Origin of the sequence: Paraburkholderia monticola (assembly GCF_001580545.1) — a bacterium.
Classification (GTDB): domain Bacteria; phylum Pseudomonadota; class Gammaproteobacteria; order Burkholderiales; family Burkholderiaceae; genus Paraburkholderia; species Paraburkholderia monticola.
Genome location: NZ_LRBG01000009.1, coordinates 172676 through 190301, shown reverse-complemented (window position 1 = coordinate 190301; position 17626 = coordinate 172676). Strand labels below are relative to the sequence as shown.

General features: G+C 65.9%; 20 protein-coding genes. 9 read left to right on the top strand and 11 right to left on the bottom strand.

Features of this window, described 5'->3' with window-relative positions; genetic code table 11:
* Positions 1-78: 78 nt before the first annotated feature.
* Both CI15_RS12780 and CI15_RS12775 read right to left on the bottom strand, forming a co-directional pair.
* Entirely contained in the window at positions 79-261 is a 183-nt protein-coding gene (locus tag CI15_RS12780; protein WP_062128281.1) for a DUF3563 family protein, read from the bottom strand.
* Between the two features lie 111 nt (positions 262-372).
* A complete protein-coding gene (locus tag CI15_RS12775; RefSeq protein ID WP_062128279.1) occupies positions 373-1551 on the bottom strand; it encodes an extracellular catalytic domain type 1 short-chain-length polyhydroxyalkanoate depolymerase in 1179 nt (392 codons plus the stop codon).
* A gap of 359 nt (positions 1552-1910) precedes the next feature.
* Between CI15_RS12775 and CI15_RS12770 the strand changes: the two genes are divergently transcribed.
* From CI15_RS12770 to CI15_RS12755, 4 genes are all read left to right on the top strand, one after another.
* Positions 1911-2612: a phosphatase PAP2 family protein gene (locus CI15_RS12770; protein ID WP_062128325.1), complete on the top strand. Its 702-nt coding sequence runs from the start codon at positions 1911-1913 to the stop codon at positions 2610-2612.
* 191 nt (positions 2613-2803) lie between these two features.
* Positions 2804-3577 (top strand): molybdate ABC transporter substrate-binding protein, encoded by a 774-nt coding sequence (modA, locus tag CI15_RS12765; protein ID WP_062128277.1) that lies wholly within the window; start codon positions 2804-2806, stop codon positions 3575-3577.
* Positions 3578-3599: 22 nt separating this feature from the next.
* On the top strand, positions 3600-4274 hold the full coding sequence (modB, locus tag CI15_RS12760) for a molybdate ABC transporter permease subunit (protein WP_062128274.1): 675 nt from the start codon (positions 3600-3602) through the stop codon (positions 4272-4274).
* Between the two features lies 1 nt (position 4275).
* A complete protein-coding gene (locus CI15_RS12755; RefSeq protein ID WP_062128273.1) occupies positions 4276-4986 on the top strand; it encodes a sulfate/molybdate ABC transporter ATP-binding protein in 711 nt (236 codons plus the stop codon).
* Positions 4987-5024: 38 nt separating this feature from the next.
* On the opposite strand, the gene CI15_RS12750 is transcribed toward CI15_RS12755, so the two are convergent.
* Positions 5025-5870, bottom strand: coding sequence for a TOBE domain-containing protein (locus tag CI15_RS12750; protein ID WP_062128271.1), 846 nt, complete (start codon positions 5868-5870; stop codon positions 5025-5027).
* Between the two features lie 59 nt (positions 5871-5929).
* Positions 5930-6634: an SDR family NAD(P)-dependent oxidoreductase gene (locus tag CI15_RS12745; protein ID WP_062128269.1), complete on the bottom strand. Its 705-nt coding sequence runs from the start codon at positions 6632-6634 to the stop codon at positions 5930-5932.
* A 140-nt stretch (positions 6635-6774) separates the two neighbouring features.
* Here CI15_RS12745 and CI15_RS12740 point away from each other — a divergent pair, with 140 nt between their 5' ends.
* Entirely contained in the window at positions 6775-7716 is a 942-nt protein-coding gene (locus CI15_RS12740) for a LysR family transcriptional regulator (protein ID WP_062128268.1), read from the top strand.
* 35 nt (positions 7717-7751) lie between these two features.
* Here the strand turns inward: CI15_RS12740 and CI15_RS12735 are convergent, their stop codons facing one another.
* Positions 7752-8144 (bottom strand): RT0821/Lpp0805 family surface protein, encoded by a 393-nt coding sequence (locus CI15_RS12735; RefSeq protein ID WP_062128266.1) that lies wholly within the window; start codon positions 8142-8144, stop codon positions 7752-7754.
* Positions 8145-8309: 165 nt separating this feature from the next.
* Positions 8310-8693 (bottom strand): tautomerase family protein, encoded by a 384-nt coding sequence (locus tag CI15_RS12730; RefSeq protein ID WP_062128264.1) that lies wholly within the window; start codon positions 8691-8693, stop codon positions 8310-8312.
* Positions 8694-8791: 98 nt separating this feature from the next.
* On the opposite strand from CI15_RS12730, the gene CI15_RS12725 reads away from it, so the two are divergent.
* The gene (locus CI15_RS12725) at positions 8792-9643 is read left to right on the top strand and encodes a LysR family transcriptional regulator (RefSeq protein WP_062128262.1); all 852 of its coding nucleotides are present in this window, start codon (positions 8792-8794) and stop codon (positions 9641-9643) included.
* A gap of 24 nt (positions 9644-9667) precedes the next feature.
* Here CI15_RS12725 and CI15_RS12720 read toward each other — a convergent pair whose 3' ends face one another.
* The gene (locus CI15_RS12720; protein ID WP_062128260.1) at positions 9668-10345 is read right to left on the bottom strand and encodes a hypothetical protein; all 678 of its coding nucleotides are present in this window, start codon (positions 10343-10345) and stop codon (positions 9668-9670) included.
* A gap of 187 nt (positions 10346-10532) precedes the next feature.
* Between CI15_RS12720 and CI15_RS12715 the strand changes: the two genes are divergently transcribed.
* Positions 10533-10895, top strand: a complete 363-nt coding sequence (locus CI15_RS12715; protein ID WP_241495835.1) for an MbcA/ParS/Xre antitoxin family protein — start codon at positions 10533-10535, stop codon at positions 10893-10895.
* Complete coding sequence (locus tag CI15_RS12710; RefSeq protein ID WP_062128257.1) at positions 10892-11593, top strand: RES family NAD+ phosphorylase; 702 nt, start codon at positions 10892-10894, stop codon at positions 11591-11593. The genes CI15_RS12715 and CI15_RS12710 overlap by 4 nt, the downstream gene beginning before the upstream one ends.
* Before the next feature lie 37 nt (positions 11594-11630).
* On the opposite strand, the gene CI15_RS12705 is transcribed toward CI15_RS12710, so the two are convergent.
* The 4 genes from CI15_RS12705 to CI15_RS12690 form a co-directional block, all read right to left on the bottom strand.
* The gene (locus CI15_RS12705) at positions 11631-12368 is read right to left on the bottom strand and encodes a metallophosphoesterase (RefSeq protein WP_241495833.1); all 738 of its coding nucleotides are present in this window, start codon (positions 12366-12368) and stop codon (positions 11631-11633) included.
* 188 nt (positions 12369-12556) lie between these two features.
* On the bottom strand, positions 12557-13984 hold the full coding sequence (locus CI15_RS12700) for a cytochrome c (RefSeq protein ID WP_062128253.1): 1428 nt from the start codon (positions 13982-13984) through the stop codon (positions 12557-12559).
* A gap of 20 nt (positions 13985-14004) precedes the next feature.
* Positions 14005-15606 (bottom strand): GMC family oxidoreductase, encoded by a 1602-nt coding sequence (locus tag CI15_RS12695; protein ID WP_062128251.1) that lies wholly within the window; start codon positions 15604-15606, stop codon positions 14005-14007.
* 87 nt (positions 15607-15693) lie between these two features.
* A complete protein-coding gene (locus CI15_RS12690) occupies positions 15694-16320 on the bottom strand; it encodes a sugar dehydrogenase complex small subunit (RefSeq protein WP_062128249.1) in 627 nt (208 codons plus the stop codon).
* Positions 16321-16710: 390 nt separating this feature from the next.
* Here CI15_RS12690 and CI15_RS12685 point away from each other — a divergent pair, with 390 nt between their 5' ends.
* Complete coding sequence (locus CI15_RS12685; RefSeq protein WP_062128247.1) at positions 16711-17373, top strand: DUF1345 domain-containing protein; 663 nt, start codon at positions 16711-16713, stop codon at positions 17371-17373.
* The last annotated feature ends 253 nt before the right edge of the window (positions 17374-17626 follow it).

Here is a 17626-nt window from a genome sequence, read left to right as displayed (position 1 = left end):
GCCCCGACACCGGCGCCTCACCACGCGCCGATGTTCTGATTGCTACAGCCCGATAACGTTATCAGGCAGGCAGTCGGCTTAGCCGTAGTGCTGGCTCATCCACGACGGCTGACGCACGTTCGCTTCGCGATCGAGCTTGCGCATACGGAATTCGAGGTCGTAGAGGTCGGTCGCTTCGGCGAGATAGGCGTCAGCACGCTCTTTCGCGAGTTGGTCGGGCGACTTGGTCAGAAACAGGAACAGGCGGCTGATCAGATACATGGTTCACCTCGGCAATGAAAGCTAGGCGTTTACGCCTAAGGGATAACCCGTATTATAGGGAAAACCCTAGGGTTACGCTACTGTTCATTTTTCCGAGGTGTTGCTGCGCCGCTACCGCCCGGCTGACGACGCCGCCAGTCCTTCCGCGATGCGGCCCGCGTCCGTACGACGCTGATGCTTGAAAAACTCCCACAGCATGGCACTCGCGTCCGGTCCCTTGGACGAGTGGAACGGCAGCGCGTCGTCGCCGCCGGCCCATGCGTGGCCGAGCCCCTGCACGCGACAAACCCGCACCACGCGCCGGCCGCCGCGTACGTAGTCGCGCATCACCACGCCGTTCTTGCGGTCTTCGCGCGTCTCGCCGGATTTGCGCTCGCCATTTGCGTCGATGAGGCGGTTCAGGCGCAGGAACTGTGTGGCCAACTGGTCCGCGTTGACCGGCGTGACCACGTGATCGGCGTCGCCGTGGACGATCAGCGCCGGCATGCCCGGATACTGCGCGACGTTGGTCGTTGCGTCGACGAGCTCGACCGGCTCGCGTCGCGCGCCGCGCCGCATCACATCCATCGCGGTAACGCCGGAGCGGGCCTCGCCGAAAGCGGGGCCGGAATGCAGCGCGACTGCGGCAAAATGCTCCGGGTACTTGACCGCCAACAGCGCCGTCAGCCCCGCGCCCGCCGAAATCCCAGCCACGTAGACGCGCTCGCGGTCAAAACCGTGTTGCGCGACCAGCGCATCCACCAGCGACACGACCGCGCGCGCCTCCGCGCCGCCCGCATTGTCGCCGGCGTCGTACCAGTGCCAGCAGCGGTGCGAGTGGGCGTGCTTCGACTGCTCGGGATACACGACCGCGAAGCCGTAGCGGTCGGCGAGCAGGTTCATGCGCGTGCCTTCGGCGAATTCGTCGATCGACTGCGTGCAGCCGTGCAGCATCACGACAAGCGGCATCGCCTCGTGCGCGTGCCCGGACGGAATATAGAGCCCGTACTGCAGGTGGTTGACGAGCCGGCCCGGCGCGGCCGGCGCGGAATGGAACGAGCGCGTCCACGCGCCGCTCGCCCACGCAGCCGCGCGCGGCCGCACCCGCGACTCGCGCGGCGCTTCGCGTTTCGCGGGCTTGCGCAGCGCGACAGTCGGCTTGGGTGGATGAACCTTGCTCGACGGCTTGGTGGTGGCGGCGCGAACGGGTCGCGCCTGGACTCGCTTGGCGGTTTTTTGCGCGTGTTCGGTTTGGATCGCGAGCAGGCGCTTCAAACCGCGCAGCCAGATTTTCGACAGGCTTTTTGCCATCGGCGATAACCTCGCAAAAAGGGGGCAAATAGGACCCAAAAACAGCGGATCACATGAAGTTGTGCAATGCACAATAACATCATTCTTCATGCGTTGCTGAACAACGGCTGGGCTCGCCACCTCGATTTCCACCGCGGCGAACCTTGCTGTCGCCCTGCCGTCAAACAGGATCGATGCCCGTTCGGCAGCCCACACTCGGCGTGCAAAAAGCGCCGTGCGCCGCAAGACCGTCGCGCGACACCCGACTATACTGGCGGTGAATGTTCGTAGTGTCGATCCGGGCCGTATCGCCGTTTCGTACCGGCCGCGCGCCGATTCCCACCAACCCGATTTCACGCGACCCGCGTCGCGCTCCCGCCATGCCCGATTTACCGATCCACCTGTGGTATTCGATCACCAGCCTCGGCGGCGCAGGCATGACGCTGCCGCTTGCGCTCGCCATTGCGCTGTGGTTGGCGGTCGGCTACTCCTGGCGGCTCGCAGCCTGCTGGCTCGCCCTGCTCGGCACGGCGATCGGCGTCGTGACCGTGACCAAGCTCGCCTTCCTAGGCTGGGGTGTCGGCGTGCGTGAGCTCGATTTCACCGGCGTCAGCGGTCACTCCATGCTGTCCACGGCCGTCTATCCCGTCGTGCTGTTTCTGATGTTATTGCCCGCGCGTCGCTCGATCCGGCTGCTCGGCGTGCTGGCGGGGCTTGCCGCCGGCCTTGCAGTGGGCTTGTCGCGCGTCGTGCTGAGCGCGCATTCGCCGTCCGAAGCGGTGACCGGCTGCATCGTCGGCGCGCTCGCCGCCCTCGTGTTCGTGCGCATCGCGTGGGATGCGGAGCCGGGCCGGCTGTCCGCGCTGCCGGTCGCCGTCAGCATGATGGTGCTGGCCATCGCGATGCACGGCGTGCACGTGCCGACGCAGCGCTGGGTTACGCACATCGCGCTGAAGGTCTCCGGCCACGACCGGCCGTTCATCCGCGCCAAATGGAAGGCCGTGCGCGACATCGGTCCCGGGGCCGCGCCGCTGTCGCAAACCTTCAATACGCTGGAGCCGGCCACCGCGTCGGACATCTGAGCACACTTGCGCCTCTCCTCCCGGCGCTATTTCAAGCCTCCCTGACAGTTTCGTAGCGCTTCGGTCGTGCTTCACGCCCTGCGTGAAGCACTGCGCCGAATCGCTGGCGCACCCACCGCTATAACCGCGCATATATTACGATAACGTTTTTAAGCCACTGCTTCCCGTCCACGTCAGACACCAGGTCCTTCATGACACTCTCTCGCCATCTGAAGCAATACGCGCTGTGCGTCGCAGCCGCCGTCTCCGTTGTGGTCAGCGTGAATGCCCACGCCGATGAACTGGTGGTCTCGGCCGCCGCCAGCCTGACCAATGCGTTCAAGGCGGTCGGCGACGCGTTCGAGCAGCAGCGTCCCGGCACCAAGGTTCTGTTCAACTTCGGCGCGTCCGACGTGTTGATGCAGCAGATCGTCAAAGGCGCGCCGGCCGACGTGTTCGCGTCGGCGGATCAGAAGGCCATGGACAAGGCCGCCGCGGAGAAGGTGATCGTGCCGGCCTCGCGGCGCGACTTCGCCGCCAACTCGCTGGTGCTGATCGTGCCGGCCGACAGTCATTTCGCGCCCGCCGACCTCAACGCGCTGACGACCGCGAACGTGAAGCGCGTCGCGTTCGGCGATCCGGCATCGGTCCCGGTGGGCCGCTACACGCAGGGCGCGCTACAGGCCGCGGGCGTGTGGGACGCGGTCAGCGCGAAGGCGGTGCTCGCGTCGAACGTGCGTCAGAGCCTCGATTACGTCGCACGCGGCGAGGTCGACGCCGGCTTCGTGTTCGGCACGGACGCCGCGATCATGCCCGACAAGGTCAAGGTCGCGCTGAGCCTGCCGACGCAAACGCCGATCACCTATCCGATCGCGCAGGTCGAAGGCAGCCGTCACGCAGCCGACGCCCAGGCCTTCATCGATTTCGTGCTGTCGCCGGCCGGCCAGGCGGTGCTCGCGAAGTACGGCTTCAAGCCCGCGCATTGATTCACCGACAAGGCACACGCTCATGGAACAGGCCTGGGTTCCGCTGCTGCTCTCGCTGAAGGTTGCGGGCTGGGCCACCGCGCTCAATCTCGTGCTCGGCGTCGCGGCGGGACTCGGTCTGTCGCGCTGGCGCTCCGGCGCGCGCGACGTGATCGACTCGCTGCTGATGCTGCCGCTCGTGCTGCCGCCCACCGTGCTCGGCTACTACCTGCTCGTGCTGCTCGGCCGGCGCGGCGTGATCGGCGCATGGCTCGACCGCTTCGACATTCAGCTCGTGTTCACGTGGCAAGGCGCGGTGATTGCATCGACGGTGGTCGCGTTTCCGCTCGTGCTGAAGTCGGCGCGCGCCGCCTTTGAAGGTGTCGATCCGCAATTGGAGCGCGCGGCGCGCACGCTCGGCGTCAGCGAAGCCGCGGTGTTTTTCCGCGTGACGCTGCCGCTCGCCGCGCGCGGCATCCTCGCCGGCGGCCTGCTCGCCTTCGCGCGCGCGCTCGGCGAGTTCGGCGCGACGCTGATGATCGCGGGTAACTTGCCGGGCCGCACGCAGACGCTGTCGGTCGCAGTCTATGCAGCCGTGCAAGCCGGCGACGACAGCACCGCCAACTTCCTCGTGCTCGTGACTTCGGTCGCGTGCGTGACGATCCTGCTGCTCGCGGGACGCCTCGTGCCGCAGCACACGCTTCTGAGGTCCCGCTGAGATGCCGCTCGACGTCGCCATCCGCAAGACCTTCGAGACCGCCGAGCGGCGGTTCACGCTCGACGTCGCGTTCAGCGCGAACACGCAGCGGCTCGTGCTGTTCGGGCCGTCGGGCGCGGGCAAGAGCCTGACCTTGCAGGCGATCGCCGGGCTGCTGCGTCCGGACGAAGGGACGATCACGCTGCACGGCACCACGCTGTTCGACAGCGCGGCCGGCGTCGACCAGAAGCCGCAGGCGCGCAAGATCGCGTATCTGTTTCAGGACTACGCGCTGTTTCCGCATCTGAACGTGCGGCAGAACATCGGCTTCGGGCTGCGCCAGGGCTGGCTCAATCCACGTGCGCGCGGCGCGCATCCGAAGGTCGATTACTGGCTCGACGCGCTCGAGTTGAAGGGCGTGGCCGGCAATCATCCGGTGCAGTTGTCGGGCGGGCAGAAGCAGCGTGTCGCGCTCGCCCGGGCGCTGGTTTCGCAGCCGCGCCTGCTGCTGCTCGACGAGCCGTTTTCCGCGCTCGATAGCGCGCTGCGCGAGCGCATGCGGCGCGAGCTATCGGACCTGCAAACGCGGCTCGATATTCCGATGGTGCTGATCACGCACGACCCGGACGACGTCGCCGCATTCGGCGATCAGGTCGTGCAGGTCAGCGATGGCCGCGTGCGCGAGGATCATCCGTTCGCGGGGTATGCGCACGGTGAGACGTCGCCTCGTTGAACCGGCGGCCATGCGCCACCGTTACACCGCGGCAAGACTCAATCCTTCACGCCCAGTATCACGCTCGACGCCTTGAACGCCGCGACCGCGCTCGCGCCTTCGTGCAAACCGAGCGTGTCGACGCTGCCATTGGTGACGACTGCGGTGATCACCGCGCCGCCTTCCAGCCCGAGCGACACTTCAGCGTTCACCGCGCCGCGCTTCACGCTCTGCACGGTGCCGCGCAACTGATTGCGCGCCGACAGTTTCAACGGCGCATCGCCATTGCCGTCACCCGCAACGAGCAGCACGACCCACGATGCCTTGATCAGCGCAAACGCCGGCACGCCGACCGCGAGCCCGAGCGCTTCGGTGCTCTCGTGCGTGAGTACCGCGACGATCGTGTGGCCGCCGGGCAGCGCGAGCGACACTTCATCGTTGACGGAGCCGCGCGCGATCGCCGACACCGTGCCATAGAACTGATTGCGTGCGCTCGTCTTCACGCCGATGCGGCCGATCAGATCCCAGTCCGTCGCGAAGCCCTCGCCGATCGCCGCGCCCGCGCGCTCGAGAAAGCGCCGATGCTCGCGCTCGACCGCGCGAAACGTCTCGATCAGCTTCACCGCGCGCGGCGTGAGCGTCGTGCCGCCGCCGCCCTTGCCGCCGGTCAGACGCACGACGAGCGGTTCGCCGGCGAGGTTGTTCATCGTGTCGACGGCATCCCAGGCGCCTTTGTAGCTGATGCCGACGGCCTTCGCCGCGCTCGTGATCGAACCGGTTTCGCCGATCGCCGCCAGCAGCGCGATGCGCGCCGCGCCGCCGAGCGTCTGCGTGCCCGCCTGAAACCAGACGGAGCCGCCGAGTTCGAGGGCGTCGAGGGGAGGATCGGGGCGGTCGATGGTCATGGCGGGGAGCGGGTCGAGGGTCGATGGAAAAGCAACAAATCATTATCGCGTACCGCCGCTCACCACGGGACCACTCTGCCGAGGTAGTCGAGGTAGTGCAAACCGGCGCGGCCGTCGTAAGCGTCGATCGTGCTGACCAGGTTCGGGATGCTTTCGTCGATGCCCAAACGCGCGTCCGGGCCGCCCATATCGGTTCGCACCCAACCGGGCGCCATCAGCAGCAAGGTTCTGGCATCGCTTCGATGCCGCGCGGCAAAGCTGCGCATGAACATGTTGAGCGCGGCCTTGCTGCCGCGATAGACCTCGTAGTTGCCGTTCTCGTTGTTGGCGACGCTGCCCTGCCCCGACGACATCACGCCGATCGTGCCGGTCGGCACGACGAGATCCTGCAGCGCCTCGACGACGCGCATCGGGCTCAACGCGTTGGTCACCATCACGCGCACGAATTCGTCGGTCGAGACATCCGCGATCGTTTCGCGATCGTCGTTCTTGACCCCGGCATTCACGAACAGCACGTCGAGCGGACGTGCTTCGAGGCGGCCGCGCAATGCGGCGACCTGCTCAGGCATCGTGATGTCGACCGTTTCAACTTCGAGTGCGCCGCCGGAGGCTTTCGCAAGCTGAAGGAGCTTCGTCGTGGAGTCTTGCCGGCCGGTGGCGATGACTCGCCAGCCGCGCTTCAGGTACTCCTCGACCATCGCGAAACCGAGGCCGCGCGAGGCGCCGATCAGAAGCACGGTTTTTTGCTGGGTTGTGCGTTGCATGGGGCGATTCCTTCGAGTGAATTCGGGTTGAAGTCCGGTCCCGAAATATAGTCACGCGTCATACATGGCGGAAGACGCAACATATGCACTTATAAAATGCACCAGACGCCATGTATGAATGCTGCGTGCTACGATCGGCCATGCCCGATCCCGACCTGAATCTGCTCGTTGCGTTGGACGTTTTGCTCGCCGAGGTCAGCGTGGTCGGCGCTGCGCGTCGCTTGGGGTTGAGCGCGTCGGCAATGAGCCGAACCTTGACCCGGCTGCGGGACGCGACGGGCGACCCCTTGCTGGTTCGCGCGGGCCGCCAGATGGTGCTGACGCCGCACGCCGAAGCATTGCGTCAACGTGCCCGCGACGCGGTTCGCGAAGCGCAGACCCTGCTGCGCCCATCGGTGACGGAACCCGATTTCCCCACTCTGCAGCGGACCTTCACCATTCGCGCCAACGACGGCTTCGTCGAAGCATTTGGTGCCTCGGTGATCGCAGAAGCGACGGCGCATGCGCCGAACGTGCGGATCAGTTTCACGCCGAAAACGGAGAAGACGCCCACGCATCTGCGGGAAGGTTCGGCGGATCTCGAGATCGGCGTCTTAAGCGGGATGGGACCGGAAATACGCATTCAGGCGCTGTTCCGGGATCGCTTTATCGGTGTCGTCAGAAAGGGGCATCCGCTTGAATCGGAGGGCGAGGTCAGCGTCGAACGGTATGTGGCGTTCGGCCACGTCGTGGCTTCGCGACGTGGGCATAGCAGTGGCCCGGTCGATGCCGCGCTGGCCGCGTTGGGGTTGGAAAGAAAGGTGGTCGCCGTGGTGCCAGGTTTTCCCGCGCCGCTCGCGGTGGCACGCGCGTCCGATCTGATTGCGCTCGTGCCTGCATCGTTTCTGGCCGGTCTGCCCGAGACGCATTCGGAAATTCGGGAATCTGCGGCGTCAGCGAGCGTGTTCGCATTCGATCTTCCCGTGGCAACCGAGAAAATCACCGTGTCGCAAATGTGGCATCCGCGCGTCGACGCCGATCCGGTTCATCGTTGGCTACGGCAACTGGTGCTCGATGTGTGCCGTCGGAAGGCGCCGCCGTGAATCGACGCCAATTGCGCGGTGCCGCCGACTACGCGCTACTGCCGCTGCAAGTCCCACTGGCCGCTGCCTTCCCGACAGACGGTGGGAGTCCAGCTCTGCGATTGACCTCTAGCCACTGCGGTGAGCGTGATCTTGCGGCAGGTTCGATCGCCGTCCTTGACGGTGTCGTGCGGCGTGATGGTGCCCTCGATCCGCACCGGATTGCGCGCGGCTTGATTGTTCCAATCGAGTGATTCCCCATCTTTTTTCGTATCGAGTGCGACACGCGCGGCATCGTTCAAGACCTGCAGGTCACGTTGCCTCATCAGCGTGATCGGGGTGTTTCTCAGGAAGCCAAGGTTGGCAGCGAACGCCGTTCCAGCTTCGCCAAGAACGACGATACCGGCGATCAACAAGATAGAGGCGCGCGCGCGAACGTGCAGTGGCATAAGCGATCTCCGAGGTGCGAACGTTACGATGTGCACGCGCTCCACCCGCTCAGAACGACGCATGCAACAAGCGTTGATGAGAATAACATGCCGATGTTTCCCCAAAAAGGCAATCGCGGCGGAGCGGTCGGCGCGGTCGCAACGCTCAAACCGCGTACTGCGCGCTCAAACCGCGTACTGCGCAATCCCATTCCCAAACGACCAGTTCTCCTTCTCGACCTCGACGAGATTGATGAACACGTCCTCCGGCCGCACGCCCGGCGACTTCCCGAGTTCATCGACGATGCGCCGATACAGCGCCTTCTTCTGCTCGACCGAGCGGGTGTTGCTGACGGTCAGTTGGATCACGACGAGATCGTCGCCGCGCTCGATGTTCTGGTAATGCCGGTCGTAGATCATGTTGTCGGGCGTGTGCTCGGTGATCAGCATGAACATGTCGTCCTTCGGCACGTTGAACGTGTCCACCAGCGAGCGCTGGATACCGGCGGTCAGGGCCTGGCGGTAGTCGGCCGGCTTGCCGGCGCGCAGTGAGATTCGGGTGAGGGGCATGATGGGCTCCTTGTGGCGGTGTTGGGTTAAACACAGCTTAGGCGCGCGCTGTCATAATAAACAGATATCTTCGCCTATTTCATTCATTTTCATCTGAAATGAAAGTCCTCGATCTCGATGCGGTGCGGGCCTTCGTGCTGGTCGCCGACCTGCGCAGCTTCACGCGCGCCGCGGATGCGCTCGACACCACGCAATCGGCCGTCAGCCTGAAGTTGAAGCGACTCGAAGCACACCTCGGCAAGCAGTTGCTGGAGCGCACGCCGCGCGTCGTGCGTCTGTCCGCCGACGGCCACGCGTTTCTCGGCGCCGCGCGCGAGTTGCTGAACGCGCACGAGCGCGCGCTCGGCGCGCTGTCGGTGGAACGGCGGCGGCTCGCGCTCGGGCTCAGCGAGCACGTCGCGGGACCGGATCTGCCGCACCTGCTCAGCCGGCTCAACGCGCACGATCCGGGTCTCGTGGTCGAATTGCATATGGGTACGTCGGCGGCGCTGCTCGCGCAGTTCGACGAACGCCGGCTCGATGCGGCGATCGTCCGCTATGGCGCCGACGAGCCGCCGCGCGACGACGCGCAGACGCTGTTCAGCGAGCCGCTCGGCTGGCTCGCGACGCCGGCCTGGCTGCCGCGCGTCGGCGAGCCGCTGGCGCTCGCGCTATTGAGCCCGCCGTGCAACGTGCGCGACGTCGCGTTGCGCACGCTGACGGCGGCGGGGATCGCCTGGCAGGAGGTGTTTGTCGGCGGTGGGGTGGCGGCGGTTGGCGCGGCCGTGGCGGCGGGGCTCGCCGTGTCGCCGTTGGCGCGCCGGGTCGCGCCGCGCGGTTTGATCGATGTCGGCGCGCGGCTCGGCTTGCCGGCGCTGCCGGAATCGCGCGTGACGCTGCATTCGCGCGTGCGCGAGCCGCGCTCGGCTGAAACGCTCCGGCTGCTCGCGAACGGCCTCGCCGCGGCGTGAAAGCTCAACGGTTGCGACGCTGCCTCAGTGGATGATCGGCGGCAGCGAACCGCTGCTGGCGGTCGCCGGATTCGGCGCCGAGCCCATCGGCGCGATGTCGCTAACGTTTGCGGACCCATCCGACGAACTCTGCACGGCCGGTCTGATCGGATTCGCACGGGACACCGCCGGCTTCCCCGTGACCTTGTCCACATGCGGACGCGCGGTGCGGCCTGGCGCGAAATCAGCGTGTGTGACCTTGCCCTGAGCCGGCTTCGCGGCCGCCAGTTGCACATGCGGTTGCGCGTGCTTCGCGCCCTGCGCGGCAACGGTCGCATGCGTCCGGTTCTGGGCCGAAGCGGCGACTTTCACCCCGCCTTTCGCATGCCCGCCCGCCGCGAGATGTTGCACGCCGCCGCCATGCGCCGCGAGTTTGCCGCCATGGCCTGCAGCGCCGCTCGATGCAACATGGGGAACCCCGTGCCGAACGCTCGCCATCGGCTTCGTGTGCGCGCCGCCCTTCGCCTTGATTCCGCCCTTGCCGCCCGCCGTCACCTTCACCGCGGCTGGCTTCTTGCGCGCGGACGCCTGTCGGGTCACGTGTCCGCTCGCGACATGCCCGCTCGTCTCCGGCGGATTCCACACTTCGGTATATCCAGCAGCCGACGCCACTTCGGACACACACCACACGGCCAGCGCCGCTGCTACAACTCGAACCCGCATTTGCTGCTTCTCCTGATCGACGACTGCCCAAACGAGCCGGGATTATATTCTCTTGCAATAATCCACTTTTGGACTATTATCGGAAACAAGTACAGATAGGGACTTACCCGAAATGACTCACGCTGCCCGAATTTCCTCGCCCGAGGCATCGCCGCGACGATCGCTGTCGGAACCCACGCTGACGCAGATGTCCGCGGCGGGTCTGCGCGCGTTCTTCAACATTGCCCGCGACTGGAACCTGAGCGCCGACGAGCAGATCGTGCTGCTGGGCAAGCCGGGCCGCTCGACGTTCTTCAAGTGGAGGCACGAGCCCGAGACCGCGCGCCTGAGCCGCGACACGCTGGAGCGACTGTCGTTGCTGCTGGGTATCTACAAGGCACTGCAAATCCTGCTACCGCAGCCGAGCGCCGCCGATAGCTGGGTCAAACGCCCCAACACCGCTGCGCCGTTCGGTGGGCGCCGCGCGCTGGACCGCATGCTGGCGGGCAACATCAGCGATCTCGTGGCCGTGCGCCAGTATCTCGACGCAATGCGAGGCGGCTGGGCGTGACAAGACCGCAATGGCAGGACCGCTGGACCCGTGCCGCGCTCGACTGGTCGCCCGCGTATCGCGTGATTCCAACTCGCTTTCCGGCTATCAATCTGTTCGACCGGGTCGCCTCGCCGGAAGATTTCGACGCGCTGTACGCGCTCGAAGCGATGACCAACGACCGTCTGCGCACGGAAATCGGCGAACTGGATCTGGTGCCGCGCGAGGAGCGCCGTTTCGGTCCCGGCTACGGGCCGATCATGGCCGCGCTCACGCATCTGAATCCGCTGGGCAGCCGCTTTTCCGACGGCACGTACGGCGTGTTCTATTGCGCACGTTCACGCGCGACGGCGATCGCCGAAACGCGCTATCACACCGGCAAGTTTCTCGAAGCGACCGCCGAGCCGCCGATGCGTCAGCAGATGCGCCTTTACACGGTGATCGCGCAGGGCAGCGTGGTCGATCTGCGTCGCGACGCCGAACTCGATCCCGCCGTGCTGTCGCCCGACGACTACGTGGCCGGGCAGGCGCTCGGGCGGGCGGTGCGCGAGGCGGATGCGCCCGGCATCGTCTATCCATCGGTGCGCGACAGTGCCGGCGAATGCCTCGCCGCATTCCGCACGACGCTGCTGCGCGAGTGCCATCACGCCGCCTACCTCGAATACAACTGGAACGGCACGAGCGTGGATATGGTGTTCGAGTTGAACCAGGTCGGCTGAGGCAAGAGGGCGAAGCAGCGCGGCGAACTCGCGCGGCTCAAGGCAACGCCAATTCCCCCGCCCCTTCCGCGCGCGCGGCCTCGACCGAGATCGACCAGCGACGCAGCGCCTGCGGCTGCACGATCGTCAGCGTGCCGTCCGGCCCGAACGCACCGGTATCGATGAACACCTGCGAGCCGATCTGCGTGATGTCGCGCACCGGCGTATGGCCACAATAGGTCAGCGACAGCCCGCGCTGCCGCTGCGGATCGCCGTTGCCCAGCGCGAGCTCGCGCCCCCACAGCATGCGCTGGCGCGTGTCGGCCGAAAAATTGCCCGCGTCGAGATCGGCATCCGAGCCGAAAAATTCGGCATGCAGAATGTTGAAACGCGTCTTGCCGCTCCCGATCACGCGCACGAGCGGCAGCGTGCGCAGTTGCTCGGCGTAGTGGCGCAGACGTTCGTCGGGCACGCCGGCTGCCCACGCGCCGCCGATGCCGTACCACCACTGCCGCCGCAAACGCCCTTCGGCGACCGCGCACAGCGCGTCCTCGTGATTGCCGAGCACCGCGTAGAACCACGGCTTCGCGAGCAGCGCCAGCGCCTGCTCCGAGTGCTCGCCGCGATCGACCAGATCGCCGACCGAAAACAGCCGGTCGCACGCGGGATCGAAGGCGATCTCGCGCAGCAGGTAACGCAACGCATCGACGCAGCCATGCAGATCGCCGACCACGAAATCGCGGCCAGCCTCGTTGGCGGCGTGGTGCTGAACGAAGTTGACGGGGGTGGAGTCCATCCACTCATGATAATGCGGCCGTCGCTCACGCGTATGCGCGGTGCCTATCGTATCCGCACGCTTCATCGAGCAACAAAGATCTCAAACGACGCAAAAACGACGCCGAATCGGCAAATTCGCGGTATGCGTTGCCGGCAATGCAGGTTTGCGCGCGTCACTCCTGCCGCACGCTCGCGGCGCCTCGGTCGTTATTGCAGCGTGCGCAGTTTCGCGACCTCACCGGTCGTGATCGTCGCCTGCGGATTGCCGAACTGCTTCGTCACGTAGTTCGTGATCGCCGCGATCTGCTCGTCGTCGAGATGACCGCCGAACGCGGGCATCAGCACATCCGCATGCGCGGTCGTGCGGTTCACGCCGCGCAGAATGACCAGGGCGAGGTTGTTCGCGTCGTTCGCGCCGACCGTCGAGTTATGGATCAGCGACGGATACGCGCCCGGCGCGCTCGCGCCAACCCCCTGCCCGGTCCAGCTATGGCAGGTTGCGCAATTGGCGACGAACAGTTGCGCGCCGTTCACGCCGGTGATCGTCGTGCCGCGCAGCGCGGTGACGTCGGCGGCGGGATTGCCCCATTGATGGCGGGGACGCGTATCGCCACCGCTCACGGCGGGCACCGAGCGCAGATAGACGACGATCGAGCGCAGATCGACCGGCGTCAGATACTGCGTGCTGTTCGCGACCACTTCACCCATCGGCCCGGCCGCGTTCGCACGGCCCGGCGCCGCGCCGCTCGACAGATACGACACCAGTTCGTCGTCGCGCCAGTCGCCGACGCCGCTCAGCTTGTCCGGCGTGATATTGAACGCATGCCAGCCGGCCTGCACCGCGCCGGAGAAACGCGCGCTCGACTTCAACCCCTCCATGAAATTGCGCGGCGTATGGCATTCCTCGCAATGCGCGAGCCCTTCGACCAGATACGCGCCACGGTTCCATTCGGGGCTCTGTTTCGGGTCGGGCACGAAGCGCCCTTCGGTGAAGTTGAACAGGTTCCATAACGCCATCAGCCAGCGCTGGTTGAACGGGAACTTGAGGTCGTTCGCGGGCGGCGTGTAGTGAATCGGCGCGAGCGTGTTCAGATACGCGCGAATCGCGAGCACGTCCTGATCGGTCACGCGCGTGTAGGCCGTATACGGAAACGCCGGGTACAGCCGCTCGCCGCCTTTGCCGATGCCTTCGTGCATCGCGCGCATGAAGTCGGCGTCGCTCCATTGGCCGATGCCGGTGTCGGGATCGGGTGTGATGTTCGGCGTCACGATCGTGCCGAACGGCGTGCTGATCGGCAGGCCGCCTGCGAACGGGCGCGACGGGTCCGCCGTATGGCAGGCCGCGCAGTCGGCGGCACGGGTCAGGTATTGGCCGCGCTTGACCAGTTCGCCATTCGCGGCCGGCCCGGCGAGCGTGGCCCCGCCGTCCGCGGCTTGCGCCGCGTCGTCGGCGCGCGCCTGGGTGATCGGCATTTCGTCGCTCGAGCGTGGGTCCGGGCCGTGCGACTCGTGCCATGCAATCGACAACGCGAACAGCGAAAACGCCGCCGCGAGCGCCGCGCCGCCCAGGCGGCGACGCTGGGTGCCGTGCATCGACGCAGAATCCGGCTGCACGCGAGAGGTGTTCTTCATCATTGTGGCTCTCCGGTCAGCGCTCAGATTTCGCGCTTCAGCTTGTCGGCCAGCTTTAGCGACAAGGCGGCGATCGTCAGCGTGCAGTTCACCGACGCGGCGGTGGGCATCACGCCGCTGCTCGCGATGAACAGGTTCGCATGATCGTGCGTGCGGCAGTCCGCGTCGACGACCGAACTCGCCGCATCGCTGCCCATGATCGTCGTGCCCATGATGTGATTGTTGGGCGCGAAGTTATCGTCGAACGAGACCTCGGTGCCGCCGAACAGCGCCGCGATCTTTGCGTACTGTTCGTGCGTATCGGCGGCGCTCTTCTTCACGTAGTCGTTGATCGAGTAGTAGATCTCGGGCTGCGGAATGCCGAGCGCGTCCTTGTGATCGGCCGACGGCACGATGCGGTTCTGCGGCTCCGGCAAATGCTCGTGAAAGCTGTTGATGTTCAGCGTGCGCGCGGCGCGGTCGCGAATCTGCCGGTCGAATTCGGCGCCGGTCAGGCCTTTTTTCAGCAGGTCGGCGGTCACGCTCATCGTCGGCACACCGTTCGACAGATGCAGCTTCTTCGACGCGTAATCGGAGCGGAACGCACCGTCGCGGAAGTTGACGATCGAGGTCATCTCCATCGGGCCGCGCCCGGGCCATAGCGGTTCGTTGGCGAGGAACTGGACGCCGGTGCCGGGGTGATCCATCAGGTTGCGGCCCACCTGATCGGAGCTGTTGCCGACGCCGTGCGGGAATTTATCGGAGGTCGACATCAGCATCAGCTTCGGCGTTTCGATGCCGTTCGCCGCGAGCACGAACAGCTTGCCGCTGACGCGCGTGCTATTGCCGTTCGGGTCCTTGTAGTGGACCGCGGTGATGAGCCCTTTGTCGTCCGCTTCGACGCGATACACGACCGCTTCGGGAATCAGTTTCGCGCCGGCCTGCTCGGCCTTCTCCGCGTGGATCACGCCGTTGTACATCGCGGCGATCGGACAGATCGGCATGCAGTTGTTGTTGCCGCAGCAGGTCGGCCGCGCGTCGTACGGCCGGCTGTTGCGCGCGACCGGTTCGGGCACGACCTTGAAGCCCTGGGCGTTGAGCACCTCGCTGAAACGCTGATCCATATACGACAGCGGCAATTGCTGCATCGGATAGGGCTTCGAGCGGGGCGAACCGAGATCGATCGAGCTATCCGGACCGGACACGCCGAGCTGCACCTCGGCCGCCACGTACCACGGCTCGAGCGTTTCATACGGGTACGGCCAGTCGCGCCCGACGCCATACAGCTTGTGCAGCTGGAAGTCCGACGGCAGCAGCCGCCACGCGGCCGCGGCCCAGTGCCACGTGGTGCCGCCGACGAGCCGCACATATTGTGAGTTGTACGGATAATCGCCTTTCTGGATCAGGTAGTTGTTCGCGGGCGCGTACTCGGGATGCGGCGCGTAAGGGGTCGACGGATAAGGCGTCGCGAAGTCGGCCTTGACCGGCGAGTTGCGAAAGTTCTCGACGATCTGCCAGCGCGGAATGCGCGGACCCGCTTCGAGCAGGATCACGGACGCCCCGGCCAGCGCCAGCTGATGCGCGACCAGACTGCCGGCGACGCCCGAGCCGACCACGACGATATCGGCGGAATTTGTGTTTGCCATCGTTTCTCTCTTGGGTGCCCTTTCTGCTGCGGGCTTTGTTCGTGCGACGCCGGGTGTGCGCCGTGATGCTGGCGTGACTCACGCGGCTCAAGCGGGCATCGGCTTCTGCGTCCAGTAGAACGGCACGTCGCGGCAATAGGAGGGAATCGTAAGCACGTCTTTCACGGGGTCGAACATCAGCGCCTTTTCATACGCGACCACTTCGACGTGCGGCAGGTCGCCGACGAGCCCCAGATACCACGCGCGCATGATCGCGCCGACGGTTTTCGCGAGCGTGGGCTGGTCGGTCTGCAGTGCCTGCGTGACCGTATCGGAGGGCACGCCGCCGTGGCCTTGCAGCCACGTGTTCAACGCGGCGACGTTCTGCGTGAACTGCTTATCGGACCGCGACAGCGCGTCGTAGACGCGCTGGCCGAGCACGGTATCGAAACCGCTGCGACCGGTCAGGCGTTGCGACAGCGCGAGGAAGGCATCGACACCGCCGCCGGCTGGCGGCGTATCGGCGAAAGCGGGTGCGATCCACGGCAGCGACCGGCTCGCGCCGGCGAACGCGAGCGCCGCGGCCGCGGCGCACGAGCCGAGTACCCAGGCCCTGCGTGAAACGGAAAACGAGGTGGACAAGCCGGTGAAACGCGTGGCACTGCGATAGGACTTCGCTCCTTGCCGATGCGACGCGTGGGGACGCGCATCGGTATCCTCAGGAACATCTGTCATGGGGGCTCCAGATGGTGAGTCGTTCTCGGCGAGCGGTGCGGCGAAGGCATGATGCCGTTCGCGTGCCGCTTCGTCTGTTCTTCCCCAAACCTGGTCTAACGCCGCTTCAGCGGTCTCGTATCCGTGCGCGAGATTCACGCGCATCGCAAGTGTGCTATGGCGTGCAGGGTCGCAATGACAGCGATGGAACGACGCGCGTTGCGCCGCCGGCGCGGCGCCCTCATTGAAGTTTGCCGCCGCTTTCTGCCAATCGCCTTTCAGTTGAAAGCGGCGCGCAAGGCCGCTGCGAAAGACTATAGCTTGTGACCCATCATTCGACAATCGGTCCGCGTGGCACGCGTAGAATTCGCGACACCGGCCACCACACACCTTCGTCGTTCATCGAGTGCCATGTCAATCAACTACTATCCGCAGGTTCTTCGCAATCGGCCCCGCACGGTGATCGGCCTCGTGATCGGCATCGTCGTCGCGTTCCTCGTGCCCGTTCATACGAGTACGATGGCCCGCACGCTGATCGGCTGGGACGCGGCCATCTGGAGCTACCTGCTGATGATCTGGGTGCACATGGCCCTGGCCGACGAACATCGCGTGCGCGAATACGCGATGCGCGACGACGAAAATGCCGGCGTCGTGCTGTTCGTGATCTGTCTCGCGACGGTCGCGAGCATCGCGGCGATCGTGCTCGAGCTCGCGTCGGCGAAGGGCACGGGCGGCGCGACGACCGCATGGCACTACCTGCTCACCGGTCTGACGCTGATCGGCGCATGGTTCCTGATTCCGACGATCTTCACACTGCACTACGCGCGCCTCTACTACGACACCGACGCGCAAGAAACCGCGCTGAAGTTTCCCGATCACCATTTGCTGCCGAACTACTGGGACTTCATGTACTACTCGTTCACGATCGCGGTCGCGTCGCAAACTTCCGACGTCGTGCTGCGCTCGCGCGAGATTCGTCGCGCGACGCTCGCGCAATCGATCCTGTCGTTCTATTTCAACGTCGCGGTGCTCGGCTTGTGCGTGAACATCGCGGCGGGGCTGCTGGGTTCGTGACCCTGCCCGTGCGTGGCATTCGGATGAACTTCACGCGAACGCCACACGCGTGCCACACAGTCGCCACGTGAGCGTGACCCAAACTTCGCGCACCGGCGCGAGCGGCGCCGAGCGCCCTGTCGCTGCGGCCGTGTAAAAGCGGCCGCTCGCCGCCCCGTTTTACATGCCGCGCCAGCCGTGGCGTGCGCCACCATGCCCGCTCAAATTCGAGCGCTCCGTGCGCGGGCGCACCTTCGGCGCCCGCCGTCTCCCC